The 23562-nt window shown below is 32.5% G+C and carries 30 protein-coding genes; 14 read left to right on the top strand and 16 right to left on the bottom strand.

Annotated features, from left to right (window positions below; genetic code table 11):
* Nucleotides 1–9 precede the first annotated feature (9 nt).
* A complete protein-coding gene (gene mscL, locus JNUCC83_RS00150) occupies nucleotides 10–474 on the bottom strand; it encodes a large conductance mechanosensitive channel protein MscL (protein WP_454460252.1) in 465 nt (154 codons plus the stop codon).
* Nucleotides 475–741: 267 nt separating this feature from the next.
* Here mscL and yfmF point away from each other — a divergent pair, with 267 nt between their 5' ends.
* The 6 genes from yfmF to JNUCC83_RS00120 all read left to right on the top strand — a co-directional run bounded on the left by yfmF (nucleotide 742) and on the right by JNUCC83_RS00120 (nucleotide 6238).
* Nucleotides 742–2004, top strand: coding sequence for an EF-P 5-aminopentanol modification-associated protein YfmF (gene yfmF / locus JNUCC83_RS00145; RefSeq protein WP_454460251.1), 1263 nt, complete (start codon nucleotides 742–744; stop codon nucleotides 2002–2004).
* A gap of 1 nt (nucleotide 2005) precedes the next feature.
* Nucleotides 2006–3301: an EF-P 5-aminopentanol modification-associated protein YfmH gene (gene yfmH, locus JNUCC83_RS00140; RefSeq protein ID WP_454460250.1), complete on the top strand. Its 1296-nt coding sequence runs from the start codon at nucleotides 2006–2008 to the stop codon at nucleotides 3299–3301.
* 8 nt (nucleotides 3302–3309) lie between these two features.
* Entirely contained in the window at nucleotides 3310–4035 is a 726-nt protein-coding gene (gene ymfI, locus JNUCC83_RS00135; protein WP_454460249.1) for an elongation factor P 5-aminopentanone reductase, read from the top strand.
* A gap of 30 nt (nucleotides 4036–4065) precedes the next feature.
* Nucleotides 4066–4953 carry a helix-turn-helix domain-containing protein gene (locus JNUCC83_RS00130; protein WP_454460248.1) on the top strand — a complete coding sequence of 296 codons (888 nt, stop codon included), beginning with the start codon at nucleotides 4066–4068 and terminating at the stop codon, nucleotides 4951–4953.
* Nucleotides 4954–5002: 49 nt separating this feature from the next.
* Nucleotides 5003–5581, top strand: coding sequence for a CDP-diacylglycerol--glycerol-3-phosphate 3-phosphatidyltransferase (gene pgsA, locus JNUCC83_RS00125; protein WP_454460247.1), 579 nt, complete (start codon nucleotides 5003–5005; stop codon nucleotides 5579–5581).
* A 120-nt stretch (nucleotides 5582–5701) separates the two neighbouring features.
* Nucleotides 5702–6238, top strand: coding sequence for an HdeD family acid-resistance protein (locus tag JNUCC83_RS00120; RefSeq protein WP_454460246.1), 537 nt, complete (start codon nucleotides 5702–5704; stop codon nucleotides 6236–6238).
* A gap of 42 nt (nucleotides 6239–6280) precedes the next feature.
* Here the strand turns inward: JNUCC83_RS00120 and JNUCC83_RS00115 are convergent, their stop codons facing one another.
* Nucleotides 6281–7333 (bottom strand): AI-2E family transporter, encoded by a 1053-nt coding sequence (locus JNUCC83_RS00115; protein WP_454460245.1) that lies wholly within the window; start codon nucleotides 7331–7333, stop codon nucleotides 6281–6283.
* Between the two features lie 126 nt (nucleotides 7334–7459).
* On the opposite strand from JNUCC83_RS00115, the gene JNUCC83_RS00110 reads away from it, so the two are divergent.
* The 6 genes from JNUCC83_RS00110 (at nucleotide 7460) to lrgB (ending at nucleotide 12752) form a co-directional block, all read left to right on the top strand.
* A complete protein-coding gene (locus tag JNUCC83_RS00110) occupies nucleotides 7460–8227 on the top strand; it encodes a MerR family transcriptional regulator (protein WP_454460244.1) in 768 nt (255 codons plus the stop codon).
* Nucleotides 8228–8308: 81 nt separating this feature from the next.
* The gene (gene lepB, locus JNUCC83_RS00105; RefSeq protein ID WP_454460243.1) at nucleotides 8309–8866 is read left to right on the top strand and encodes a signal peptidase I; all 558 of its coding nucleotides are present in this window, start codon (nucleotides 8309–8311) and stop codon (nucleotides 8864–8866) included.
* 102 nt (nucleotides 8867–8968) lie between these two features.
* Nucleotides 8969–10735 (top strand): LytS/YhcK type 5TM receptor domain-containing protein, encoded by a 1767-nt coding sequence (locus tag JNUCC83_RS00100; RefSeq protein ID WP_454460242.1) that lies wholly within the window; start codon nucleotides 8969–8971, stop codon nucleotides 10733–10735.
* A gap of 19 nt (nucleotides 10736–10754) precedes the next feature.
* A complete protein-coding gene (locus JNUCC83_RS00095; protein ID WP_454460241.1) occupies nucleotides 10755–11483 on the top strand; it encodes a LytR/AlgR family response regulator transcription factor in 729 nt (242 codons plus the stop codon).
* A gap of 154 nt (nucleotides 11484–11637) precedes the next feature.
* Complete coding sequence (gene lrgA / locus JNUCC83_RS00090) at nucleotides 11638–12066, top strand: antiholin-like murein hydrolase modulator LrgA (protein WP_454460240.1); 429 nt, start codon at nucleotides 11638–11640, stop codon at nucleotides 12064–12066.
* Nucleotides 12066–12752 carry an antiholin-like protein LrgB gene (gene lrgB / locus JNUCC83_RS00085; protein WP_454460239.1) on the top strand — a complete coding sequence of 229 codons (687 nt, stop codon included), beginning with the start codon at nucleotides 12066–12068 and terminating at the stop codon, nucleotides 12750–12752. The genes lrgA and lrgB overlap by 1 nt, the downstream gene beginning before the upstream one ends.
* 47 nt (nucleotides 12753–12799) lie before the next feature.
* Here the strand turns inward: lrgB and JNUCC83_RS00080 are convergent, their stop codons facing one another.
* Nucleotides 12800–13780 carry a polyprenyl synthetase family protein gene (locus tag JNUCC83_RS00080; RefSeq protein ID WP_454460238.1) on the bottom strand — a complete coding sequence of 327 codons (981 nt, stop codon included), beginning with the start codon at nucleotides 13778–13780 and terminating at the stop codon, nucleotides 12800–12802.
* A gap of 131 nt (nucleotides 13781–13911) precedes the next feature.
* Here JNUCC83_RS00080 and JNUCC83_RS00075 point away from each other — a divergent pair, with 131 nt between their 5' ends.
* The gene (locus JNUCC83_RS00075) at nucleotides 13912–14814 is read left to right on the top strand and encodes a prenyltransferase (protein WP_454460237.1); all 903 of its coding nucleotides are present in this window, start codon (nucleotides 13912–13914) and stop codon (nucleotides 14812–14814) included.
* A gap of 257 nt (nucleotides 14815–15071) precedes the next feature.
* Here JNUCC83_RS00075 and JNUCC83_RS00070 read toward each other — a convergent pair whose 3' ends face one another.
* From JNUCC83_RS00070 to JNUCC83_RS00010, 13 genes are all read right to left on the bottom strand, one after another.
* Nucleotides 15072–15731, bottom strand: coding sequence for a DUF2238 domain-containing protein (locus JNUCC83_RS00070; protein WP_454460236.1), 660 nt, complete (start codon nucleotides 15729–15731; stop codon nucleotides 15072–15074).
* Nucleotides 15732–15814: 83 nt separating this feature from the next.
* Nucleotides 15815–16144: an antibiotic biosynthesis monooxygenase gene (locus tag JNUCC83_RS00065; RefSeq protein WP_454460235.1), complete on the bottom strand. Its 330-nt coding sequence runs from the start codon at nucleotides 16142–16144 to the stop codon at nucleotides 15815–15817.
* A 100-nt stretch (nucleotides 16145–16244) separates the two neighbouring features.
* The gene (locus JNUCC83_RS00060) at nucleotides 16245–16367 is read right to left on the bottom strand and encodes a putative metal homeostasis protein (protein WP_454460234.1); all 123 of its coding nucleotides are present in this window, start codon (nucleotides 16365–16367) and stop codon (nucleotides 16245–16247) included.
* A gap of 3 nt (nucleotides 16368–16370) precedes the next feature.
* Nucleotides 16371–17351, bottom strand: a complete 981-nt coding sequence (locus tag JNUCC83_RS00055) for a CobW family GTP-binding protein (RefSeq protein WP_454460233.1) — start codon at nucleotides 17349–17351, stop codon at nucleotides 16371–16373.
* Between the two features lie 6 nt (nucleotides 17352–17357).
* Nucleotides 17358–17738, bottom strand: coding sequence for a hypothetical protein (locus JNUCC83_RS00050; protein WP_454460232.1), 381 nt, complete (start codon nucleotides 17736–17738; stop codon nucleotides 17358–17360).
* 12 nt (nucleotides 17739–17750) lie between these two features.
* On the bottom strand, nucleotides 17751–17915 hold the full coding sequence (gene rpmF, locus JNUCC83_RS00045; RefSeq protein ID WP_454460231.1) for a 50S ribosomal protein L32: 165 nt from the start codon (nucleotides 17913–17915) through the stop codon (nucleotides 17751–17753).
* Nucleotides 17916–17934: 19 nt separating this feature from the next.
* Nucleotides 17935–18204 (bottom strand): 30S ribosomal protein S14, encoded by a 270-nt coding sequence (gene rpsN, locus JNUCC83_RS00040; RefSeq protein ID WP_454460230.1) that lies wholly within the window; start codon nucleotides 18202–18204, stop codon nucleotides 17935–17937.
* Nucleotides 18205–18216: 12 nt separating this feature from the next.
* Nucleotides 18217–18369, bottom strand: coding sequence for a 50S ribosomal protein L33 (gene rpmG / locus JNUCC83_RS00035; protein WP_454460229.1), 153 nt, complete (start codon nucleotides 18367–18369; stop codon nucleotides 18217–18219).
* A 14-nt stretch (nucleotides 18370–18383) separates the two neighbouring features.
* A complete protein-coding gene (locus tag JNUCC83_RS00030; protein WP_454460228.1) occupies nucleotides 18384–19937 on the bottom strand; it encodes a metal ABC transporter solute-binding protein, Zn/Mn family in 1554 nt (517 codons plus the stop codon).
* Nucleotides 19938–20078: 141 nt separating this feature from the next.
* Nucleotides 20079–20468, bottom strand: coding sequence for an ATP-binding cassette domain-containing protein (locus JNUCC83_RS00025; RefSeq protein WP_454460227.1), 390 nt, complete (start codon nucleotides 20466–20468; stop codon nucleotides 20079–20081).
* A gap of 8 nt (nucleotides 20469–20476) precedes the next feature.
* A complete protein-coding gene (locus JNUCC83_RS00020) occupies nucleotides 20477–20728 on the bottom strand; it encodes a hypothetical protein (protein WP_454460226.1) in 252 nt (83 codons plus the stop codon).
* Nucleotides 20729–20829: 101 nt separating this feature from the next.
* Nucleotides 20830–21974 (bottom strand): IS3 family transposase gene (locus tag JNUCC83_RS00015; protein ID WP_454459279.1). Its coding sequence is split into 2 segments (ribosomal slippage): nucleotides 20830–21692 and nucleotides 21692–21974, totalling 1146 coding nucleotides; the frame shifts between segments, so codons are not numbered across the junction.
* A 112-nt stretch (nucleotides 21975–22086) separates the two neighbouring features.
* The gene (locus JNUCC83_RS00010) at nucleotides 22087–22632 is read right to left on the bottom strand and encodes an NADPH-dependent FMN reductase (protein ID WP_454460225.1); all 546 of its coding nucleotides are present in this window, start codon (nucleotides 22630–22632) and stop codon (nucleotides 22087–22089) included.
* 206 nt (nucleotides 22633–22838) lie between these two features.
* Here JNUCC83_RS00010 and JNUCC83_RS00005 point away from each other — a divergent pair, with 206 nt between their 5' ends.
* Nucleotides 22839–23561, top strand: a complete 723-nt coding sequence (locus JNUCC83_RS00005; protein ID WP_454460224.1) for a nucleoside phosphorylase — start codon at nucleotides 22839–22841, stop codon at nucleotides 23559–23561.
* Nucleotide 23562 lies beyond the last annotated feature (1 nt).

The following is a 23562-nucleotide window of genomic DNA, read 5'->3' as shown; positions in this document are numbered from 1 at the left end:
CTCGCGGTTTTATTTTTTGTCTGTTTGTGTTTCCTCTTTTGTTACAGAAGATACGTCAGACTTAGTTTGCTCTGATAATAATTGACGAATGTCTTTTAATACATCTTCAGTTGTTTCGGTTGGCTCTTCTTCACTATCATCTTCTGATTCTTTTTTCATTAGCGTTTCTGCCTTATTAACAGATTTAACAATAATAAATAAAACAAATGCGGTAATTAAAAAAGTAATAATAGCTGAAATTAATTTACCATAGTCAAATGTAACACCATTCACCATAAAGGTCATCCCTTTAGTCGCATCTTCTACAGTTGCTTTTCCAGGAAAAAGAAAACTAATAATTAATCCTATAATCGGTGTAATCATACCATCAACCATGGCATTCACCACACTTGTAAATGCACCACCAATAATAATACCTACTGCCATATCTATCACACTACCACGTGCGATAAATTCCTTAAATTCCTTTATCATTTATACTCCCCCAATCATTTTCATATTATAGCAAATTTTTTTCATAAAATCATTTATTATAAATTGACATGTAACACTGTTGTAATATATGATAATATATTGTAATGATGTATCATTTTAGATAGCATTACAATTTTGTTAAGTTTTAATCAAAAAAAATGAAATGTAGTGTGTTTTCCTATCTTACCAGCCTCTTTTTTGGTAACCTAGAGAATGTATCGTCATAATTATTTTCTATTACAGTGATGATAATAAAGGAGTTTTTTTATGACTATTAAATTAAATAACCAAGTAAATTTACATATAATTCCAACGAAAAAATATAAAACAGCTCGTATTCTTGTTCGTTTTGCAACACAATTGGATGCTAGCATTAGTAGTAAACGTTCACTACTGGCAAGCTTACTTGAAACAAACAGTTTAAACTATCCAGACCAAGTGGCACTAAGTAAAAAATTGGCGGACTTATATGGTGCTGGTTTTTACGTAAATGTTAATCGCACTGGTAACCAACATTATCTAAGTATTGGTTTAAATGTTATTAATGATAATATGGCACCAAATGGCGTTTCTATTTTAGAAGATTCTGTTGCATTTTTAAAAGAAATTATTTTTAATCCTAATATAAAAAATAATGCATTTGATAAAGAAACTTTTGAACGAGAAAAAGAAAATCTAGTGATTGATATTGAATCTATCTTTGATGATAAGCAAACTTATGCTGCAATGTCATTACAAAATTTATTTTTCTCAGATAGTAATAATCAAAAAACACCTAGCTTTGGTGATATTGACCAAATTAAATCAGAAACCCCTGAATCAATTGCAACATATTACCAACAAATGATTACACAGGACAAAATCGATATTATTGTTAGTGGTGATGTTGAAGAAGGCTATGTTGAACGTTGTTTTAAAGATTTTGGATTTACTGATCGCGAAGAAATTGATGCCACTCTATTCTACAAACAACCATTTAAAAATATTATCCAACAAAAAAGTGAAGTATTACCTGTCATGCAATCAAAACTTAACATTGGCTATCACTGTGATGTTTATTATCACGATGATATGTATTTTCCATTGATGGTATTTAATGGATTATTTGGTGGTTTTCCACACTCTAAGTTGTTTTTAAATGTACGTGAAAAGCATAGTTTAGCCTATTACGCTAGTAGTTCAATTGACCCTTTCAGAGGTTTTTTAACCGTGCAAACTGGTATAGATAGCTCAAACAGAGAACGTGTTTTACGTTTAGTTAATGAACAATTAAAAGAAATGACAGCTGGTGAATTTCCAGACGAATTATTAGAACAAACAAAAAAAATGTTGATTAATCAGTACTTATTATCTTCGGATAATCAACGTTCTGTCATTGAACAACACTACCTGTTCTCTAATGTTCCTTATGCAGAGTTGTCACAAGAAGAATGGATAAGAAAAATGAATGCTGTCACAAGAGAAGACGTCCAAAATGTCGCAACAGATGTCAATTTACAAGCAGTTTATTTCATGGAAGGAGGAAAATAACATGGAAAAAAAATACTATCCTTCAATTAACGAAACGCTCTATACTGAAGTGTTACCAAATGGTTTAGAAGTCATGTTATTACCAAAAGAAGACTTCCACAAGACATATGGCCTATTCACAACAAATTATGGCTCTATTGATAGTGAATTTGTTCCTATCGGTCAAAAAGAATTGGTGACTGTTCCTGATGGAATTGCGCATTTTCTAGAGCATAAATTATTTGAAAAAGAAGACGAAGATGTCTTTCAAAAATTTGGTCGCCAAGGTGCTTCCTCAAATGCCTTTACCAGTTTTACTCGTACAAGTTATCTGTTTTCTAGTACAGATAATGTCATGCAAAATGTTGAAACATTAATTGATTTTGTTCAGACCCCTTACTTTACTGAAGAGTCCGTGCAAAAAGAAAAAGGAATTATTGGTCAAGAGATTCAAATGTATCAAGATGAGCCTAACTGGAGATTATTCTTTGGTATCCTAAATAACATGTATCCAAAACACCCATTACACATTGATATAGCTGGGACTGTGGAGAGTATTGAACCAATTACGGCAGATGATTTGTATTTATGCTATAACACTTTTTATCATCCAAGTAACATGAATCTATTCATTGTTGGAAAAATGAATCCTGATGAAATGATGGCATTTATTAAGGATAATCAAGCGGCTAAAACATTTGATAAAGCAACTGACATCAAACGACATTTTCCAAAAGAAACAGCTGACGATATCGTAAAAGAAGATAGTATCACACTTTCTGTTAACCGACCAAAAGCAATTGTTGGGCTAAAAGGATTGGACACACCTCCAGAAGATGGATTCGAGCGTTTGAAATATCAAACAACAATTCAATTATTATTGCAATTACTTTTTGGTATGAGTTCAAAAAATTATTTAGCTATGTATAATAGTGGCTTAATTGATGATAGTTTCTCATTTGAATTTTCATTTGACCGTAGTTTTCATTTTGCTGATTTCAGTTCAGACACAGATGAACCTGAACGTTTCGCAAATCAAATCATCAATTATCTTTTAAAATCAGATAACAGCTCAGAATTAACTAAAGAAAATTTAAGTTTAGCGAAGAAAAAGATGATTGGAAAACACTTAAAATCATTAGACTCGCTTGAATACATTGCAAACCAGTTTAGTGGGATGAAATTTGGAGATACTACGTTATTTGATTTGGTAACTGTTATTAATAGTATTGAATTAAGTGACATAAAAGCTGTACAACAGGCGTTCATTAGACCTGAAGCACTGAGTCGTTTCTTCATTTATCCAGAAGAAAGGTAAATGATGATATGCCATACGTTTTAGTAACAGGTGCTAGCGGGGATATTGGTGAAGCTTGTGTTAGAGACCTAGCAAAAAAAGGATTTTCTGTTTACTGTCATTATTTTAGTAATGAAAAAAAAATTCATACAATGATTAATGAATTGATGATAGATTATCCCAAACAGGATTTTTTTGCTATCCAAGCGGACTTAAGTCAGTCAAACAGTACAACAAATCTAGTGAATTCACTGTTTGAGCTCAATGCCATTGTTTTTGCTCATGGGCAAACAACTTACAAATTATTAATTGAAACAAGTGAAAACGATTTGCAGTTATTATGGCATACTCATGTCCATCAACCCATTCGAATTTGTCAGTTATGTCAGAGTAAGCTAACTAAACAGGAAACAAGTCATATTGTTTTTATTAGTTCAGTCTATGGACTGATTGGCAGCTCTATGGAAGTTATGTATAGTACAGTTAAAGGGGCTCAACTTTCCTTTGTTAAAGCTTATGCTAAAGAAGTCGCTTCAATGAATCTATCCGTCAATGCGATTGCTCCAGGCGCGATTGATACTCAAATGAATTCGTCTTGGACAATAGAGGAAAAAAAAGACTTAATGGCTGACATTCCTATGAATCGTCTAGCTATGCCAAAAGAAGTTAGCTCTCTTGTCTCTTATTTACTAAGCGATGATGCTACTTACATAACAGGAGCGACCATTCCAATATCTGGAGGCTGGATGATTTAATAAAATTTAGAAAGAAAGGTGCACGCTCACGTGGATACAATCGGTGAACAACTAAAAAATGCCCGACTTAAAAAAGGGTTAACTATAGAAGATTTACAAAAAATCACAAAAATTCAACGTCGCTATCTATCTGCTATTGAAGCAAATGATTTCGATGCCATGCCTAGTGATTATTATACTAGAACCTTTATTAGGCAATATGCTGAAGCTGTCGGTTTGAATTCACGTCCGTTAATTCGCCGATTTGAAGGAAAACCCGATGAAAATTATGAACAACTACCTTCTGCAACTCCAGTAAGAGGTTCTCGTAAAGATAAATACAAAAAAGAAACAAAAAAACAAGCAACCTTAAAATCTTATGTACCTGTTATCTTACTTTCTTTAGTTGTTATAGCAATTATTGGGACAATCATTTATGCTATGAGACTTGATATCGCTAGTGGGCCTTTAGTTCCTAAACCAGAAAAAGCCATTGTTATAGGAAGTAGTGACTCAAACAATTCATCAACTTTAGATAGCCAAGAAACAAGTACATCTGAATCAACTGAAAAAACAAAAGAATCTTCTACAAAAAAAGATTCTAATGAAAACAAATTTAAAATTACTGCTGATACAACAGACTCTGTCACTTATGAAGGATCAGATGTATCAACACCTGTCAAATTAGACTTTACTGCACTTGAAGGGCCTGTCTGGATTGGCTTACAACAAAGTGGCACGAACGCTATTTATTATCAATATACTTTACAACCAGGTGAACAAATCAGCTCAATGGTTCCTGAAGAATCAAAAGGAATTGACATTATTATTGGAGCGTCTAATAACCTATCAGTCAAAGTAAACGATAAAACTCTAGACTTTAACAAAGCTAACCCGACAACTGGTAAAAAAATTATCACTATAAATTTTAATGAATAAACAAATAGAGTAAATAAAAACGAATAGTTAAAAGAAAGGTTGTTTATAAATGAATTTACCTAATAAGCTGACAGTAATAAGAATATGTATGATTCCATTGTTTATGATTGTCGCTTTAGCACCGCTAAACTGGGGGACAATAACAATTGCGGGCTCTCCCCTACTCATCACGCAACTTATAGCAGCAATTATTTTCGCAATCGCTAGTATTACGGATTGGCTAGATGGAAAAATTGCAAGAAAACACAATTTAGTTACCAATTTTGGTAAGTTTGCAGATCCTTTAGCAGATAAAATGTTAGTCATGACTGCATTTATTGTTCTAGTAGGTCAAGGGATGGCTCCGTCTTGGGTTGTCTCTATTATTGTTTGTCGTGAACTTGCAGTAACAGGCTTACGTTTGTTACTGGTTGAAGATGGCGAAGTGATGGCAGCTGCATGGCCTGGCAAAGTGAAAACTGCTACTCAAATGGTTGCTATTATTCTTTTATTAATTGGCAATGTACCATTCAATGCCATAAATTTACCACTTGATCAAATATTTTTATACATTTGTTTAGCTGCAACGATATACTCTGGCGTGGACTATTTCGTTAAAAATAAACATGTATTTAAAGGTTCAATGTAAAAAAATGCGCTACTTCTGTTCAGATAATTAAACGAAGTAGCGTATTTTATCTTTTTATTGGTTATTTTTTAAAGAGACCCGTATAATGATAATGAAACTATCTTAACAAGGAGTGATTATATGTCTTCAATATTTCGTTCAATTCAACATCATGCTTTTGCTAGAGGAATCCTCTATCTGATTATTGGTTTTTTAATTTTTCTACAACCTAATAAGTTATTCAATATGGCCGTTTATTTAATTGTTGGATACAACGTTGTGTTAGGATTACTTAATTTATTTTCTACCTTACGAACTAAACAAAATGGTCAACTCTCTACAAGTATTTTTTATTTTATTGTTGCGTTAATTATTTGGCTATTTGCCCGTCCTATAGCTAGCATTCTTCCTATCTTTTTAGGTATTTTAGTGATTATTGGTGGTGTATCAAAAATCTCACGAGCAATGAACTTAAAACAGTACGTCAATATTAGTTATGTTCCCATGTTAATTTATGGCGTCCTTTTGCTTTTAGCTGGTATTTTTATACTGTTTAAGCCTTTTAGTAGTCTAATCATGCTTTTCAAATTCTTCGGTATCGTATTAGCTCTATCTGGTGTTTCAGAACTTGTGACTGCAATTAAATTACGAAATTATAAAAATCCAGATGTCTTTTAAATGGAAAAACGCGTTGTTCTCAATTTTAAGAGAACAACGCGTTTATTTTTGTGAATTAATTTGTGGAATAACAGGGGACTTTTTATGATCAACTTTAACATCAAGTAAATCAAGGAAAAAGACAAAGGCTGGTATTCCAATAACTAATCCCCAAACACCAAAGAATTTTTCTGAAAACATCAAGATAACAAACACATAAAAAATAGGTAAGTCTGTTTTACTGCTCATTAATTTTGGGTTTAATAAATAAGATTCAACCGCGTGGATAATAGCAATCATAATTAAGACGTATATAACGTCTTGAATGCCACCAACCGTGTAGCCAATCAAAGACAACGGAATACATGAAATAATTACCCCTGCAACAGGAATTAAACTTAAAATAAAAATCATTAAAGCTAAGCTTAGCAGTTGATCCTGTGGAAAATTCATAAAAATTAACCCAATAATAGTTAATATCGTATTCACAATAGCAATAATAAATTGGGCTTCTATCACAACACCAAATGTATTCACAAATTTTTTGCCTAAATAAGCGACATCTTTGCTAAACAATCCTATTTTACTTTTAAAAAAGGCTTGACCAAATTCTGTCACCCAATCTTTTTCTATGATGAAAAAGAAACTTAAAATCAATGACATGACGAACGTAATCCCCATCGAGCCAATACTTGTAATCGTAGTAAAAATAACTTTAGCCCCAGTTGTTAATTGTTGCTTAATCTCATTAAAACCAACATTTTGAGAAATCCATTCATATAGTTTATTATTCGTATCTGCTTTTTGGTAAAAATTAAAAACTTCTTCTATCATTTGAATTGTTTGGTTAAACAATTTTGGAACATATACGGTAACCGAAAAATATAAAAACACAATAATCAGTAGATACATCGCTATCGCAATTAGTTTTTTTGGAAGTTTAGTTAAGTGGTGTATTCCTTCCACTCCTCTAATGATTAGGTATGTTAAAATAAAGGTTAATAAAATTAAACTAATAATATTTCGTATTAAATACAAGCATAAAAAGATAATTAATAAAACTATCGTTCGACGAACACTATCATTCGACTTCATACGTTGCCACAAATCAACCATTTTTTCACCTCACTGAATATGATATAACTTATTCTACGATAAAAAGATATGAAAAGATAGTATTTCATTTGTTGACTTTAACGTTACGTCAAGACTTATACTAAATTTGTTGGAAGGAGGATTTAAATGTATTCAATTACTGAGCTTGCTAAACTTTCAGGTGTCACCACACGAACACTTCGCTATTATGACAGCATCAACTTATTAAAACCAACACGAGTGAAAGATAATGGTTACCGATTTTATAGTGAAGAGCAGCTTGATTTATTGCAACAAATTTTATTTTATAAACAGTTTAACCTACCCTTAGAAGAAATCAAAACACTCCTATCTACTAATTCGACGCAAGTTATTAAGTCTTTGTCGTCTCACTTTGAACAACTTTTACAACAAAAAGAACAGTTAGATTCTCTTATTTTTTCACTCGAACAAACTATTCAATACCACAAAGGAGAGATTCTTATGACAAATGAAGAAAAATTTGTAGCATTTAAGCAACAAAAAATAGAAGAAAATAGAAAAACATATGGAGAGGAACTTCGTCAAACATATGATGAAGAAACGTTAAAAAAATATGACTCTAACTGGATGAATCTATCAAAAGAAACATATAATGACTGGCAATCTACTGAACAAAACTTATTTTCTCTACTTAACGAACTAGAAGATAAACAAATCACTGATGCTAGTCATTCATTAGCCAAAGATGCATTTTTATCTCACAAAAAGTGGCTATCCATTGCTAGTCCTTTTTATTCAGAAGAATATCATAGACAAATGGTAGATATGTATTTATCTGATAAACGTTTTACTAATTACTATACTAAACATATTTCCAAAAATAGCTTAATTTTATTGAAAGAAATTGTCTATTACTATACATTAAATAAATGACATTCTTGTTAATATATCGTATAATAATCTCCAGAAGTTATTATTTCAGTGAAATGATAATTAGATTATAGGAGGTTTATTATGACAAAACCAACATGGATTAAAGACTTAATTTGGTATGTCGTCTTAATCATTGCATTAGTATTGTTACGAGTATTTGTATTTACTCCAGTCACTGTGAGTGGAGAATCTATGATGCCTACTCTTGTCGATGGAGAAAGAAACATTGCTTTAAAAATGGGAGATACCAAGCGATTTGATATTGTTTCATTAGTTGCACCTGATGACCCATCTAAAAATTATGTCAAACGTGTCATCGGAATGCCTGGAGACACAGTAGAATACAAAGATGACGTGCTTTATATTAACGGTAAAAAAATGGATGAGCCTTATTTAGCTGAAAAAAAAGCTGAGCTAAAACAAACCAATCCTGATGATTTACTAACCCCTGACTTCTCTTTAGAGTCTTTAACTGGAGAGAAAACTGTCCCTGAAAACAGCTATTTTGTCATGGGTGATAACCGTCAAAATTCAAAAGATAGTCGATTCCCAGAAGTAGGATTTATTCCTAAAGAAAATATTATTGGAAAATCGAAAATTGCTTTTTGGCCACCAAGTAAATGGGGTATGGTTAAATAAACCTAACTGTGTTGATAGAAATACTATCAATACAGTTTTTTTATATCATTTAATAAACTTTTCTGTGCTACACTATGCTTATATCAAAAGGTGGTGATATTGTTGGTTGAATTATTTATTCTAATGATGGAGCGAGTAGGTCTAATCATCTTACTTGCTTTTTTATTAGTGAACGTTCCCTACTTCAAAAAATTATTATTAAGTCGAGATAAGTATCAATCAAAATTGCAACTAGCTATTATTTTTAGTTTATTTGCTATTATCTCAAATTTTACTGGTATCGAGATTAAAGATAATCAAATTGTGCAAAGCAGCATCCTAACTAATCTGCATGACAATGTATCAATTGCTAATACAAGAACATTAGCAATTGGCGTCTCCGGAATTGTCGCTGGACCATTTGTCGGCGGAATGGTAGGCGTTATCGCTGGGACTCATCGTTTTATTCAAGGAAGCACCTATAGTTTATTTTATGTCCCCTCATCGATTGTTGTTGGTATTCTATCAGGTTGGTTAGGGTTGAAAATCTCAAAAAAAGGAAAGTTTCCCTCCCCTACACAAGCAGCCATGATTGGAGCGTTAATGGAGATTGTCCAAATGCTATTCATTATGCTATTTAGTGGTGGTGGTAGTATTCAACAAGGAATGGATCTAGTAAGTTTTATCGCTTTTCCTATGATTATATTAAATAGTACAGGAACATTTATTTTCTTATCTATTTTAACGACTACATTACAACAGGAAGAACAAGCAAAAGCTGTCCAAACACACGATGTATTGGAACTTGCTGCAGCGACCCTCCCGTATTTTAGAGAGGGTCTAACAGAACACTCTGCTCAAGAAGTGGCTGAAATTATTCAGCATTATACTAAAGTAAGTGCTATTAGCTTAACTGATAGCCACCAAATATTAGCTCACTACGGTGCAGGAAGTGACCACCACATTCCCGAATTAGAAGTCATTACCGAGTTATCTCGTGATGTCCTAAAAAATGGAAAATTATCCATTGTGCACCATAAAGAACACATTGGTTGTTCAAATCCCAATTGTCCTTTAGAAGCCGCTATTGTTATCCCACTATTTGTACATAAAAAAATTGTTGGTACTTTAAAAATGTACTTTACTGACGCAAGTCAATTAACTCATGTGGAAGAACAATTAGCAAAAGGCTTGGGAACCATTTTTTCTTCTCAAATAGAATTAGGAGAAGCTGAGTTGCAGTCAAAATTATTAAAAGAAGCTGAAATAAAATCATTGCAAGCACAAGTTAATCCTCATTTTTTCTTTAATGCTATCAACACCATCTCTGCCTTAATGAGAAAAAATAGTGATCAAGCTCGCACTCTTTTATTACAACTTAGTACATACTTTAGAGGAAATTTACAAGGGGCTAGACAAACACTCATTCCACTTAAACAAGAATTAGCCCAAGTTGATGCCTACCTTTCTCTTGAACAAGCAAGATTTCCTAATCGCTACAATATTACGTTTGATATTGAAGATAATATCACCCAATATGTAGTCCCACCTTATGCTGTGCAAATTTTAATTGAAAATACAATCAAGCATGCCTTTAGCTCTAGAAAAGAAAATAACCACGCTCATGTGTCCATTTATACAGAAAACAACTCTTTAATTATTACCGTAAACGACAATGGTGTAGGTATTCCAAATGAGCGATTAAAACAACTCGGACAAGAAGCTGTTAATTCAGCAAAAGGAACAGGAACCGCCTTAGAAAATTTAGCAAAAAGACTAACTAATTTGTTTGGTGATGACTCCTCCTTTAATGTTGAAAATAACGAAAATAATGGGGCAATGTTTACACTTAAAATGCCACTAACTGAAACAACATCACAGATACTTTAATACAAAGGAATGATTCCCTATGACACATGTTTTACTTGTTGATGATGAACCTTTAGCACGCGATGAATTAGGATACCTAGTGTCACAACATCCTAGTGTGACATCAACAGCAGAAGCTGATTCTGTCGAAGAAGCGATGGAAAAAATCATGGATAACAAGCCAGATATTATTTTCCTTGATATCCATTTAACTGATGAAAGTGGATTTGATTTAGCAAATAAATTAAAAAAACTCAAAAAGCCACCTTACTTAATTTTTGCAACTGCCTATGACGAATACGCCTTAAAAGCTTTTAAAGTTAATGCGATGGACTATATCCTAAAACCATTTGATGAGGCTGTCGTGCACGAAGCATTAGATAAAGCTATTTCTATTATCGATGTCGCAAAACCTCAGAAACATCATACAAGCGACTCTATGGATACAATTCCTATTCAAGGAGAAGATCGCATTTTCCTAGTCCACCCCAAAGATATTTATCTCGTTTCTGTTGAAGATAAGGAATTAAGTGTCCACACCAAAAATGATACGTACCAAACAAACGGTAGCCTAAGTAAAATCGAAACAAAACTACCAAATGATCGATTCATCAAGACACACCGAAGTTTTATATTGAATTCTACTAAAATCCAGGAAATACAACCATGGTTTAATAATACCCTACAAGTTACATTAGACAATGGTTTAAAAGTCCCTGTTAGTCGCTCATATGTCAAAGATTTTAAAGAAACAATTGGTTTAACATAATTAGCTATCACTCCTGTTTTGTGCGATGCATTTCGGGAGTGATTTTTTGTATTATACGCTTACATTTTTGCGTTTTACGTCAAACCTATCACATCATCCAACTTTTCACTTATACTCAATGTATCAAATGAATCAGTGAAAAGGGGTTTTACAAATGGAAAAAAAAGTTTATTCATTCTTACACCAGGCGTTTATCTTTGCAGCAATTATGTTACTTTCAAAAGGGATTGCTTTTATTCTACCCATCCCTATGCCAGCTTCAGTTATTGGTTTAATTCTTCTATTTGTTGCACTAAGCACCAACATTGTTAAATTAGAGCAAGTTGAAGGTTTAGGAACAAGCTTGACTGGTATTATTTCTTTCCTATTTGTTCCTTCTGGTATTTCACTTTATAATTCGTTAGACATTTTAAAAGTATATGGTGTGCCAATTTTACTGGTAATCTTTGTTGCAACATTTATTATTCTTGCAGTCACTGGGTGGAGTGCTTCTTATCTATTAAGTGTGAAAGAGAAATCAGGTGCTAAAGAGAAAAAATTGGCCTTTATTAAAAAACAACAATTAGAGGAGGTGCAAAGATAATGACTCCATATATTGGTATCGTTATTTCATTTATTGCTTTTGGTATTGGAACCTTTCTTTTTAAAAAAACAAAAGGATTTTTCTTATTCACCCCACTATTTGTTGCTATGATTTTAGGTGTCATCATTTTAAAAGTAACTGGAATCAATTACGAGCAATACAACCAAGGTGGCACAGTTATTAGTTTCTTTTTAGAACCTGCAACCATTGCCTTTGCCATTCCTTTATATAAAAAAAGAGACTTACTTAAAAAATATTGGGTAGAAATTATTGCTGCTATCACAATTGGGTCTGCTGTCTCTGTAGCAAGTATTGTTGCTGTGGGAAAACTTATTGGCATGCACCCTCAAATGATGGTCTCTCTCCTACCACAAGCGGCAACAACTGCTATTGCTGTTCCTATTTCTGAATCAATGAACGGGATTGTTCCTCTAACTGCTTTTGCAGTAATCTTTAATGCAGTTATTATCTATGCCACTGGTAAAATGGCTCTAAAATTCTTTCACATCAATAACCCTATCGCAAAAGGTTTGGCCTTAGGGTCAGCTGGACATGCCTTAGGTGTTTCAGTCGGAATTGAATTAGGGGAAACAGAAGCAGCAATGGCAAGTATTTCAATGATTTTAGTTGGTGTGATAACTGTTATTGTTGTCCCGTTATCAGCAAGTTTATTACAACTTACATAGTAAAAAAACAACGTCTAAATCCCCTACTAAGGTTAGACGTTGTTTTTTTAATTATTTCGATCAAGTAACACATCAGTGACATGATAGATAATCTCTTTTTCTGCTATATTTGGTAATTTTTTTATACTGCTTAATGCTTTGTTAGTAAATCTTTCAGCAATCACTTCTGCTTTTTCAATACCTTTATATTCTTCGATGAGCTCTTGTACTTCTTTCATCTCTTGATTAGTCAAATCGGTTTTCTTTTCTAAATAAGGTAAAAAAGCTGCTCTATTCTCATTCATCGCTAATATAAGAGGCAATGTGTAATACCCATTTTTCATATCTTCAAAGACAGGCTTTTGCATGTCTTTTTGTGTGGATTTATAATCAAGAATATCATCCATAATTTGAAACGCCATCCCGATATTATAACCAATTCGTTTAGCCTGTAGCTGAACTGTTTTTGGCGCATGAGTATAATGTGCGCCTTCATAGCATGAAAACTCAAATAGCTGGGCTGTCTTACCTTTTATATGCTGAAAATATTGTTTAACCGTAATATCCGTATTATAACGCAAATTCATTTGATCCAACTCACCCACTAAAATCCGCTTCATACTTTGCGCATTTAAAGAAATGATTTTTAAGTCATTTGTTGCATTAGTCAATAAATGAAAATACACTGTAAATAAAAAATCGCCTGTATAGACAGCAATATCTTTACCATACAATGCCTGAACTGAAGGCAAGGAACGACGAATAGGTGAATCATCAATAATATCATCATGAATAAGCGTTGCAACATGGAGAATCTCAAGCGAGGCAGCCATACGATAACGTTTTTTTTCAGACTCTATTGTGCCAAATTTTGAAAACAATAAAAAATAGGCTGGGCGTAATAGTTTCCCACCAGCACCAAAAAATAATTGCAGTGTTTCAGTAATTTCTTTATTTCTAATTTTTACCGATTTTTCCATGACACGCTTTGTTTCAATTAAATCTTTTTGAATTGCAGGATAAGTCTCCCACAGTGGGTGAACAGTCATAGCGGCCTCCTATAATAAACTCATATAATGTACACAAATTAATCAATGAACAATTTCCAATCACTCATTTTTGAAAAATATCTACTCTAACAGTATAATAAACAGTGGATAAAATGTGAAGGAGTTTACGAATGAATTTTAAAGTATTTGCCGAATTAATCGAGCTTAAAGCAAAAGCTGCGAGTGTGTTCCCTTTTCTTATGGGATTTTTATACTCTTGGTATCATTATCAACAAATTAAACCACTCTATATGCTATTATTTTTTATCTCAATGTTATTATTTAATATGGCTGTTGATATATTAGATAATTATATGGATTATCATAATGCAACAGATATCCATGACTACAAGGATGAAACAAATATTATTGGTCGTGAAAATTTATCACTAACTCTTGTGAGAAATATCATGATTGGGCTCATCATTGTCTCTGCCTTAATAGGTATCTATCTAGCTTCACAAACAAGCTGGATTATTTTATGGCTTGGTATGTTTAGTTATGCTATTGGCATATTCTATTCAGCAGGACCTAAACCACTCTCGAGTTTACCTGTTGGTGAAGTGACATCTGGTTTTACTATGGGAATAGTTATACCATTAATCTGTGTTTATTTAAACCTTTTTGATATTGTACCATTTAATTGGGAATTTGTAGCAAATGTAGCTATTCTATCACTACCGACTGCACTAGCTATTTCAAACTTAATGCTCGCAAACAATACGTGTGATATAGAAGAGGATATCTTAAATAATCGTCACACTCTTGTTTATTACATTGGGAAAAAGCATGCTATCAATCTTTTTAAACTATTAGTCATCTTATCATTTGTTTTTGCTACAGTTAGTGTGATACTAAAGATTGTTCCAATCACATTACTTGGCATTTGGCTAATTTTCCCTAAAATTTGGAAGAACACTCTCACCTACTCAAAAGAACAAGTTAAAACAAAAACGTTTCCTTTAGCAGTCAAAAACTTAGGTATGATAGCTGTGATACAAGTTGTCTTATTTTTTATTGGGTTATTGTTTTAAATGTAAATCAATTTTTTATACACAAAAACACCTACAGAAAAGGGAGTAACTGTAGGCGTTAACATGTTCTATACTTCAATTAGGAGGAAGATAGATTATTGGCAAGTCTCACACACCCATCAGCGGCAACTAGTTGGTGTGTGTCTTACCTATGAACTTAGTATAGTCCATAATACTAAAAAAAAATATGCCACAAAGCGGTTATCAATTGACCGTTTTGTGGCATATTTATACTTTTATACCTTTTACGAACAACTCTACAATCGAGTAATTTTAAAATGATTAAACCATTCAGGATTACGATGGCTTTTTTTCGTTGCAACTAATGTCAACATAAGAGAACCTAGCGTATTAGTGATTAAGTCACCCATTGTATCCATTAACGCTGCTCTTCCAACAAGAGGGACCCCTCCTGATGCATTGTATCGTTGGAGATTCATATTAAAGAATTGGTCACAAAAGAATTCCCAGAACTCCCAAAAAACGCCACACACTCCAGCAAAGGCAAATCCCATTACCAGAAATAACCATGGACTAACCTCAGCTAGCTTGACTTTTTTTAACAAAGCAGCAATCATCCCATATCCTGTAATAGTTAAAATCATCGGACTGATAAAATGTAATACTTTATCCCAAAATGGGATAATCGACATAAAATGAAGACACGTTCCTAAGAAAACTGAAATGAATAAGAAAAACCAATAAAATAAGACAATTCCATCTGGGAAGACAAGTTTTAATAGTTTCTTTAAAATATTGGGCAAATAAATTAAGCATATTCCAGCAATAGCTTCAATGATTAATGTCACACTCTGACTAAAAGAAAATTTTGAAACAATAAGCTCATAGATATTGTAACACAATACCACTACTCCAATAATTGTTAACCAGAGTTGAATTTTTTTCATATCTTTCATAAAAACACTCCTTTTTTATTTGCCAATTATACTACGATATTACCAAAAATAAAAACCCCTTTTATGAAAAGAGGTTAATTATTTTATACTAATATGTCGAATTCAGCGATACTATTTTTAATAAAGCCTTGTCTTCTATTTTGTCCTGATTTATTTGGATCATCCTTTTTGTGAACATCTTTAAATGCTTGACTCTTAACCCATGCTTTTTGGTGTTCTTTTGATTCCCATAAACTAAGTACCACTAATTCTGTGACATTATTTTCATCAGGTAATTCACGAACCATCAGTTGAAAATTAATAAAACCATCTATATCTGACATAGCATCTTTTGTATGAGATGATGTAAATCCCTTAATCATGTTTTCCGCAAACGGTGTTTCAACATGAATAGTATTAGTTACACTATACATAATAATTCCTCCTAAAAATATATTTAACGAACTATTTTTATAGTTTATCATAAAATAAAATAATTGAGAATTATTATCAACTAAAAAAGCGCCTTGATAATCAAGACACTCTAACTCGTTTATTTTTTTTTGCTTCTTTAATAATTTTTAGTGCACGTTTTTTAGTTTTGATGTTTGGACTACTTAAACGACGATATGCACTTGAAACATCTGTTTTTTCCATCTCTTATACTCCTTCTTTTGATTTTTCAATGACTAATTGAAACGCTTTAGTAATTTCTTTTTTATCGATATTTTTGCCAATAATTACAAATTTATTCTCATGTGTTTTAGTTAATCTATTCGTTAAATTAACATTTAGCAATTGATTCACACCTTGAATCTCCGTTTGAAATTCTTGGCCACTCACATTGATAAATCCTTTCATACGAAAAATAGATTCTTGATAATTCATCATCAACCACGACAACCAATTATGTAATAAAGACTCCTTCACACTACATGGTGCATCCAATATCATGGATTCAAATTCATGGTGGTGATGATGATGGTGGGTAGATTCACTTGTTTCTTCATCAATCGATTGACTAAATAATTGATTATTTAACACTAATTCTGCTAAAGAGTCTGATGAGTGAATCAATGAAAACTCATAACTATCAGCAAGAGGATTGACGTCTCTTAAATGCTCTTTTATTTGCTCTATACTCTGCTTATTTGTTATTCCTTTTTGAGAAATTAATAAGCGATCAGCCATTACAAGTTGTTTCATGGCTTCATGGTGAGTTAAATTTTGGGTCATATTTTCCGCATCAACGACTCCTATCACGCTATCCAAATAATAGTATGCTTGTAGAGGGGGTGTTGCAACAATTGTTTGAATAATTGGTTGTGGATCCGATACGCCACTGGTTTCTATAATGACTTGTTTTATAGGGTATCCTTGCTTAACAAACACATCCAGAACAGCTGTTAAAGCATTTAGCAAATCACCTCGTAAACTGCAACAAATACAACCACCATTCATTTGGATAATATTTTCTTTCGAATGAATCAATAATTCATGATCAATTCCCGTTTCACCAAATTCATTTTCAATAATAACAATTTCCTCGGGGGCTAACTGACTACCCTTTATAACTTGGTTTATTAACGTTGTTTTTCCTGAACCTAAAAAGCCAGAAATAATTGTGATTGGTATCCCCATATCTTCCTACCTTTCTGATAAGTACTCAGTCAATTGTAATCTATCATCATATGCCATGGTGTCTGATTGAAGTAAACTAATTAGTGTTTCTTTAAAAGAATATGAAATTTCCCAAAATCCTTCAATCATTTTAAAATGATTAGAATCAAAGGATTTAAATACAGGATACAACTCTAAAAATTCATCAAAAGATAAATTCTCTTCTTCATAAAAATCTTTTACCCACCCTAAATCTAATGCTTTTTGTGTGGGTAAGCCTTGCTCTGTGATGATTTCAGAATCTACCATGTGCTGATACATAGCAATTTTATCCTCAACATTAATCCCTTTCTGACCAAAATAATACGACAAACTATCCTCGACTAAAGGAGGGTAGATGATCTCCATATGCATTTCCTCCTAATCAAGTACTTTTCTTCCTTTGTAATAACCATCTGAAGAGATATAGTGACTTCTTTTATAGATTCCCATGATACTATCATATGATACAGTTGATGATAACTTTTTGTGTGTACGTCTTGACTGTTTTTTTGCTTTTGATGTTTTTCTTTTTGGTACTGCCACAACATTTCCTCCTTTTTATTTACCAGCTTGCTTTTTTCACACCAGGTATCAGTCCTTTGTGAGCTAAATTTCTAAAATTAATACGAGACATTCCAAATTTACGCATATAAGCTCGTGGTCTACCATCAATTTCATCTCGTAATTTCAAACGATTTGGGTTAGAGTCTTTCGGTAATTTACTCAAGGCTTCATAATCCTTTGATGCTTTTAACTCTTGTCTTAGTGCTGCATATTCAGCAACTAATTTTTTTTGCTTCTCATATTTTGCTATTTTTGATTTTTTAGCCATTAACTATTCCTCCTATTTTTTAGTTTCTTTAAAGATGACATGTTTTCTCAATTTTGGAGAATACTTTCTTAACTCCAATCGTTCGGGTGTGTTACGCTTGTTTTTACTTGTTAAATACAGTCTCTCTTTTGTTTCAGAACATTCTAATATAATCGGTGTTCTCATTATTAACTTCCTTTCTAATGTGCAATCATCTCTTGAGCTACTTCTTTACCTGATAATTCTTTTGGATAATAAGTTGGCCAATTTTCAAGTTCTTTATACAACGATTCTTGGCTATCATTACCAAAGTACAAATGAAAATGTCCTGATTTAGTATCAGTAATTTCATGGTCACTAAACTGAACATATTTAAAAGCTCCCTGGCTAGGATCCACTGCCTCAAAACAATATCTCACTCCACGATTGCCTTTCTCATAAGTTAGAATTTCTCGACCAACATACTTATAATCTGAACTCATTTTTTTACCATCATCATCAATAAATGTCATGCTTGAATCAGTAATATCAATTTCTTTAATATTCGTTTTATATCCAGTCTCATAATATTTTTTATACTCTTCTGCTGACTTATCTTTTTTTGCCTTTGCTTTATACTCAAACACTTGATCCAACGTTCCATCTTTCAACAATGGGTAAACTGACTGCCACTCACCTTTCCAGTTAGATAAAGGACGGTCTTCTATCTGACTATCTTCAAAATAACCAGTCTGAACTGTTTTTTCAGGTTCCTTAGCTTGTGATGTTTTTGAAGTATTTGTTCCGGTTGTTTTGCTTAAAGCTTTCAAATTTTTCTCCATAACAGACAAATAGTTATCCCCATTTTTTATTTCTTCTTTGCTTAAACCTTCCAAGGGATTTAATACTAACAATTCAACTCCTGTTTCCTTAGCTAATGTTTTAGCAATAGCATTAGTGGCATTTGATTCAAAGTATATATATTTTATATCGTTGTCTTTAACAAACTTGTTTAATTCTACCAATCTTGCTGGAGAAGGCTCTTCATCTGGAGATAACCCAGAAATAGGAACTTGAGTTAGACCATACTCTAAAGCTAAATAACCAAATGCCGCATGTTGTGTAACAAAACTTTTTTGTTTAGCATTAGCTAATGTTTCTTTATAGGATTGATCTAATGTTGATAATTTTTTTAGATAATTATCAGCATTTATTTTAAATGTTTTTTCCTTTTGAGGGTATTTTTTTATTAATTGATCACGAATTTCTTCAACTTCCTTCATAGCTAAACTAGGAGCCAACCAAACATGTGGGTCTAATTCATGTGAATGCCCTTCCTCTCCATGGTTATGAGACTCCTCTGTTTCATGATTGTGTTCGTGATGATGCTCGTCTTCCTCTTCGTTTCCTGGCATCAGTACCATATTTTCAGTGGCTTTAATTGTTGCAACATCTCCTTCTTTTAATACAGATTTGATAGAAGGAACCCACGTCTCCATGTTTTCGTTATTATAAACAAACACGTCACTATCTTGAATTTTTTTCAAATCTTTTGCAGATGGTTCAAAGTCATGCGCTTCAACACCTGATGGTACAATCATCTCCACTTCTCCAGCATCACCGACTACTTCTTTCGTAAATTCATACATCGGATAAAAAGTTGTACTAACTTTTATCTTGTCAGACTTTTTTTCTTCCTTTGAAGCTGTCGAACATGCTGCTAACAATCCTCCTAATAACACGACTGACATACCTAGTAACCATTTTTTCTTCATGTAAATACACCCTACCTAACTTTTATAAAATCAAATCGTAATAATTACGCTTTATGTTTTTGAATGTTATCAGACTTTTTTTATCTTGTCAACAATAAAAAAATAACTACTGACTCTAAAATCAATTTTTCGAGTCAGTAGTTATTTTTTTATTTCGATTAATTTTCCATCTTTTAGTAATAAAATTATGTCATATAATTCTTTTATATCATCCGTCAAGCGATGAGAAACAGCTATCAGTAATCCTTCATACGAAGTCAATAAATGGTGTTCCACTAATTGATAATTTTGTTCATCTAACGCTGAGGTTGCTTCATCAAGCAACAAACAATCTGGTTGACTCTGTAACGCTCTCACCAAACTAATTTTTTGAACTTCTCCACCAGAATATCCTTTATCATTATTTTCAGATACTGATAAATTCATTTGATTAATCCAATAATTTAATGAGTCAGTATCGTTAAATTTCTCAAACATTGTCAGATTATTATGTAATGTGTCATGAAATAAATAAGGTGTTTGATAGACCATTCTTAAAGTTAGGTCAGGCTGTTTTGAAATTTTACACTATAGTAGTATTGGATAAAAGACTCAAATAGTACTAACAACACAATATTAACAATAATCAAAATTAACCACTTAATAAGACGCGTTGTCTCTCCTGCTAAACTAGCATTTAAAATATAACTTGTTGCAAGTGGAATAGTAGCATTAAGCATTGCTACTAATGTGATAAACAATATACTAATCCAAAATGTTTTTTCTTTTAAAATTTTCGTCAATGAAAACAACACATCACCCCTTACTCAAAAAATATACCATTTTAAGTAAGAAAAAACCAACACAGTTATATAGGGACTGAACCCCTAAAATGAGACAGTAATAAAAACACCTATGCGATTACTTTTTTCCGATAGTCAACTGGAGATAAGTAGTCGTATTTTTGTTGAATTCTTTCTTTATTATAATAGTTGATGAAATTTTGTACAGTTTCAATTACACTAATTGTAGAGCTTCCAAGCTCTGGGTGTAATGAGAACGTTTCAGACTTTAGGATGGAATGAAACGATTCTATTGGAGCATTATCTGCAGGAGTCCCTTTTCGGGACATACTTCTGGTAATGCTCTTTTCTTTTGTTGCGTGATAATAAGCATATGAAGTATACACAGAACCTTGATCCGAATGAAGTATACATTTATCTGGAAGTTTAGGTAATTTATTTAGTGTGTCTAAAACACAAGATATGTCCTGTTTTTCACTTATTGTATAAGAAAGTATTTCTCCATTAAACAAATCCATAATGCTAGAAAGATAGAGTCTTTTAGGACCATAATCAAGATAAGTGATGTCTGTTGTTAGTTTTTCTAGTGGCTTACTTGAACTAAAGTCTCTATCAATTACATTAGTAGTTTTAAAATAAATAGAACCAGGACGTTTTTCTTTCTTTATTTTCACCTGACAACTCCATCCATATTTTTGCATAATACGCTGAACAACTTTATGATTCACTTTTATCTTTTTACGAAGTAAAAAAGTGATTTTTCGATAACCATAAGTGAACTTGTTTTCTTTACACAGCTGCTCAATCATTTTAATTCGATTATCGGCAACATATTCTTTCTTAGACCAACGATAGTAAGTACTTCTAGCTATCCCAAAATAGTGACATAACCATGTTATAGATAGTTTTCCTTTATAAGAATCAACTAAATTTATGAATACTTCTTTTTCCACATCCTTTCCAACTCCTTGTATTTTTTTAAAACATCAATTTCCTGTTTCAAGTACTTGTTTTCTCTTTCTAGAACTTCTAAAGGTGAAAAGTGTTCATTACCTTTTCCATAAGTATATTGTTTTCCCACACCTTGAGAGAATCGATAAGATTCTCCATTTCTATACCATTTCCACCATGTTTTCACCTGAGTTTTATTCCGAATGTTGAGTTTATTCATAATTTCTGATGTTGTTTTACCTTCAAGTTTCATTTTTATAGCTTCTTCTTTTACTTCTACTGGATAAGCAATCCTTTTAACCATAAAAAATACACCTCCGTTAAATTCATTTTACATGAATTCAACAGGGGTGTTTTTATATTTGTCTCATCTTTTGGGGTCAGTTCCTATACCATGTTGGTTTTTATGACATTTATTAATCAAATTTTGCAGCGAACTCACTAAATAGTTTACCCGCATTGGCTAAAAAGTCTTTTGTTCCTTCGTTTGTTGGCTCTAAATTTTCGTCAAATAACTGATCAGAATGACCAATATAAAGTTCCGGTTGTTGCATGGTTGGCATATCTAAAAAGACAAGTGATTGTCTTAACACGTGGTGTGCTAACACGCCAGAAATCCCTGAAATGGATTGTGATGCAACTAAAGCTGGTTTTCCAGCCCATACATTTTGTCCCCATGGTCTTGATGCAACGTCCAACGCATTTTTAAGCGCTGCTGGGATACTTCTGTTATGCTCTGGCGTCACAAAAACGATGGCATCTTGTTTTGCAACTTCTTCTCTAAAACGAGTGTATTCTTTCGGAGAGTCTGCATCTAAATCTTGATTGTATAAAGGTAAATCACTAATGTTGATAAAAGTAACCTCTGCATCATTTGGTAAACCTTTTACAATCGCTTTAGCAACTGCCTCTGAGTAAGAATTTTTTCTAGTTGAACCTACAATAACACCATATTTTTTCATAATAATCGTCTCCTCATTTTAACTTACATTTTGTAAGTGTTTCTATACATTTATATTAACACCACATTTTTAATTGTGCAATTATTTTGTCTCGATAATTTATATAATAATCTAAATCGAAGTCTTATTACATTTTACGCTATTTTAGTGTATTATATTATCTAATAATAAAAATAATATACAAATAATTAAAAGAAAGGAAAAAAATGACAAAACAAGCACATATTCAATTAGAGAAAATGGAAAATATTACAAAAGCAATCATTGTTGGAGACCCTAAACGTGTCTATACTATCGCCAATTGTTTAAAAAACGCGGAAAAATTAAGTGACAATAGAGGATACCTTTCTATTAAAGGCGAGTACAAAAATACTGCATTAGTTGTTATTGCGACAGGGATTGGTGCTCCTTCTACTGCGATTGTAATCGAAGAGTTATTTAACATTGGTATAAAAACAATCATTCGCGTTGGAAGTTGCGGTGCAATGCAACACGGTATTTCTCTAGGATCATTGATTATTCCAACGGGAGTTGTACGTGATGAGGGATTGACTAAAAAATATGTTCCAGTTGATTTTCCAGCTGTGGCAGATAGTGAGTTATTAAATTTAGCGAAAACATTTAGTCCAAATGCTTACTTTGGTATTACTCGCTCTCATGATGGTTTTTATATGGAAAACAATGCAGAATCAGAAAAATACTGGTCTCATTTTGGTATTTTAGGAGCTGATATGGAAAGCAGTGCTTTATATGTCCTAGGTAGCTTAAAAAACATGCAAACTCTTTCTATATTAAATAATGTGGTCTTATACGAAGCTGACTTAGCTGAGGGCGTTAATAATTTAGTCAATGAAGAAGATTTAGTTGCTAACGGGGAACTAAATTCGATAAAACTAGCTTTAACCATTCTAAACGAGGTGAATGATTAAC

The organism is Vagococcus sp. JNUCC 83 (assembly GCF_053667615.1).
This window is presented reverse-complemented; position numbering and strand designations above follow the sequence as displayed.

Excerpts from the sequence above, each read along its gene's own strand:
- JNUCC83_RS00115 (WP_454460245.1), bottom strand. The coding sequence starts at position 7,333 with ATGGTTGATTTGTGGCAACGTATGAAGTCGAATGATAGTGTTCGTCGA.
- rpmG (WP_454460229.1), bottom strand. The coding sequence starts at position 18,369 with ATGAGAACACCGATTATATTAGAATGTTCTGAAACAAAAGAGAGACTG.
- rpsN (WP_454460230.1), bottom strand. The coding sequence starts at position 18,204 with ATGGCTAAAAAATCAAAAATAGCAAAATATGAGAAGCAAAAAAAATTA.
- yfmF (WP_454460251.1), top strand. The coding sequence starts at position 742 with ATGACTATTAAATTAAATAACCAAGTAAATTTACATATAATTCCAACG.
- JNUCC83_RS00065 (WP_454460235.1), bottom strand. The coding sequence starts at position 16,144 with ATGTATAGTGTAACTAATACTATTCATGTTGAAACACCGTTTGCGGAA.
- JNUCC83_RS00050 (WP_454460232.1), bottom strand. The coding sequence starts at position 17,738 with ATGGAGATCATCTACCCTCCTTTAGTCGAGGATAGTTTGTCGTATTAT.
- pgsA (WP_454460247.1), top strand. The coding sequence starts at position 5,003 with ATGAATTTACCTAATAAGCTGACAGTAATAAGAATATGTATGATTCCA.
- JNUCC83_RS00055 (WP_454460233.1), bottom strand. The coding sequence starts at position 17,351 with ATGGGGATACCAATCACAATTATTTCTGGCTTTTTAGGTTCAGGAAAA.
- JNUCC83_RS00120 (WP_454460246.1), top strand. The coding sequence starts at position 5,702 with ATGTCTTCAATATTTCGTTCAATTCAACATCATGCTTTTGCTAGAGGA.
- JNUCC83_RS00060 (WP_454460234.1), bottom strand. The coding sequence starts at position 16,367 with ATGGAAAAAACAGATGTTTCAAGTGCATATCGTCGTTTAAGTAGTCCA.
- JNUCC83_RS00095 (WP_454460241.1), top strand. The coding sequence starts at position 10,755 with ATGACACATGTTTTACTTGTTGATGATGAACCTTTAGCACGCGATGAA.
- JNUCC83_RS00075 (WP_454460237.1), top strand. The coding sequence starts at position 13,912 with ATGAATTTTAAAGTATTTGCCGAATTAATCGAGCTTAAAGCAAAAGCT.
- JNUCC83_RS00110 (WP_454460244.1), top strand. The coding sequence starts at position 7,460 with ATGTATTCAATTACTGAGCTTGCTAAACTTTCAGGTGTCACCACACGA.
- lepB (WP_454460243.1), top strand. The coding sequence starts at position 8,309 with ATGACAAAACCAACATGGATTAAAGACTTAATTTGGTATGTCGTCTTA.
- JNUCC83_RS00030 (WP_454460228.1), bottom strand. The coding sequence starts at position 19,937 with ATGAAGAAAAAATGGTTACTAGGTATGTCAGTCGTGTTATTAGGAGGA.
- yfmH (WP_454460250.1), top strand. The coding sequence starts at position 2,006 with ATGGAAAAAAAATACTATCCTTCAATTAACGAAACGCTCTATACTGAA.
- ymfI (WP_454460249.1), top strand. The coding sequence starts at position 3,310 with ATGCCATACGTTTTAGTAACAGGTGCTAGCGGGGATATTGGTGAAGCT.
- lrgA (WP_454460240.1), top strand. The coding sequence starts at position 11,638 with ATGGAAAAAAAAGTTTATTCATTCTTACACCAGGCGTTTATCTTTGCA.
- JNUCC83_RS00025 (WP_454460227.1), bottom strand. The coding sequence starts at position 20,468 with ATGGTCTATCAAACACCTTATTTATTTCATGACACATTACATAATAAT.
- mscL (WP_454460252.1), bottom strand. The coding sequence starts at position 474 with ATGATAAAGGAATTTAAGGAATTTATCGCACGTGGTAGTGTGATAGAT.
- lrgB (WP_454460239.1), top strand. The coding sequence starts at position 12,066 with ATGACTCCATATATTGGTATCGTTATTTCATTTATTGCTTTTGGTATT.
- JNUCC83_RS00010 (WP_454460225.1), bottom strand. The coding sequence starts at position 22,632 with ATGAAAAAATATGGTGTTATTGTAGGTTCAACTAGAAAAAATTCTTAC.
- JNUCC83_RS00005 (WP_454460224.1), top strand. The coding sequence starts at position 22,839 with ATGACAAAACAAGCACATATTCAATTAGAGAAAATGGAAAATATTACA.
- JNUCC83_RS00080 (WP_454460238.1), bottom strand. The coding sequence starts at position 13,780 with ATGACTGTTCACCCACTGTGGGAGACTTATCCTGCAATTCAAAAAGAT.
- JNUCC83_RS00070 (WP_454460236.1), bottom strand. The coding sequence starts at position 15,731 with ATGAAAGATATGAAAAAAATTCAACTCTGGTTAACAATTATTGGAGTA.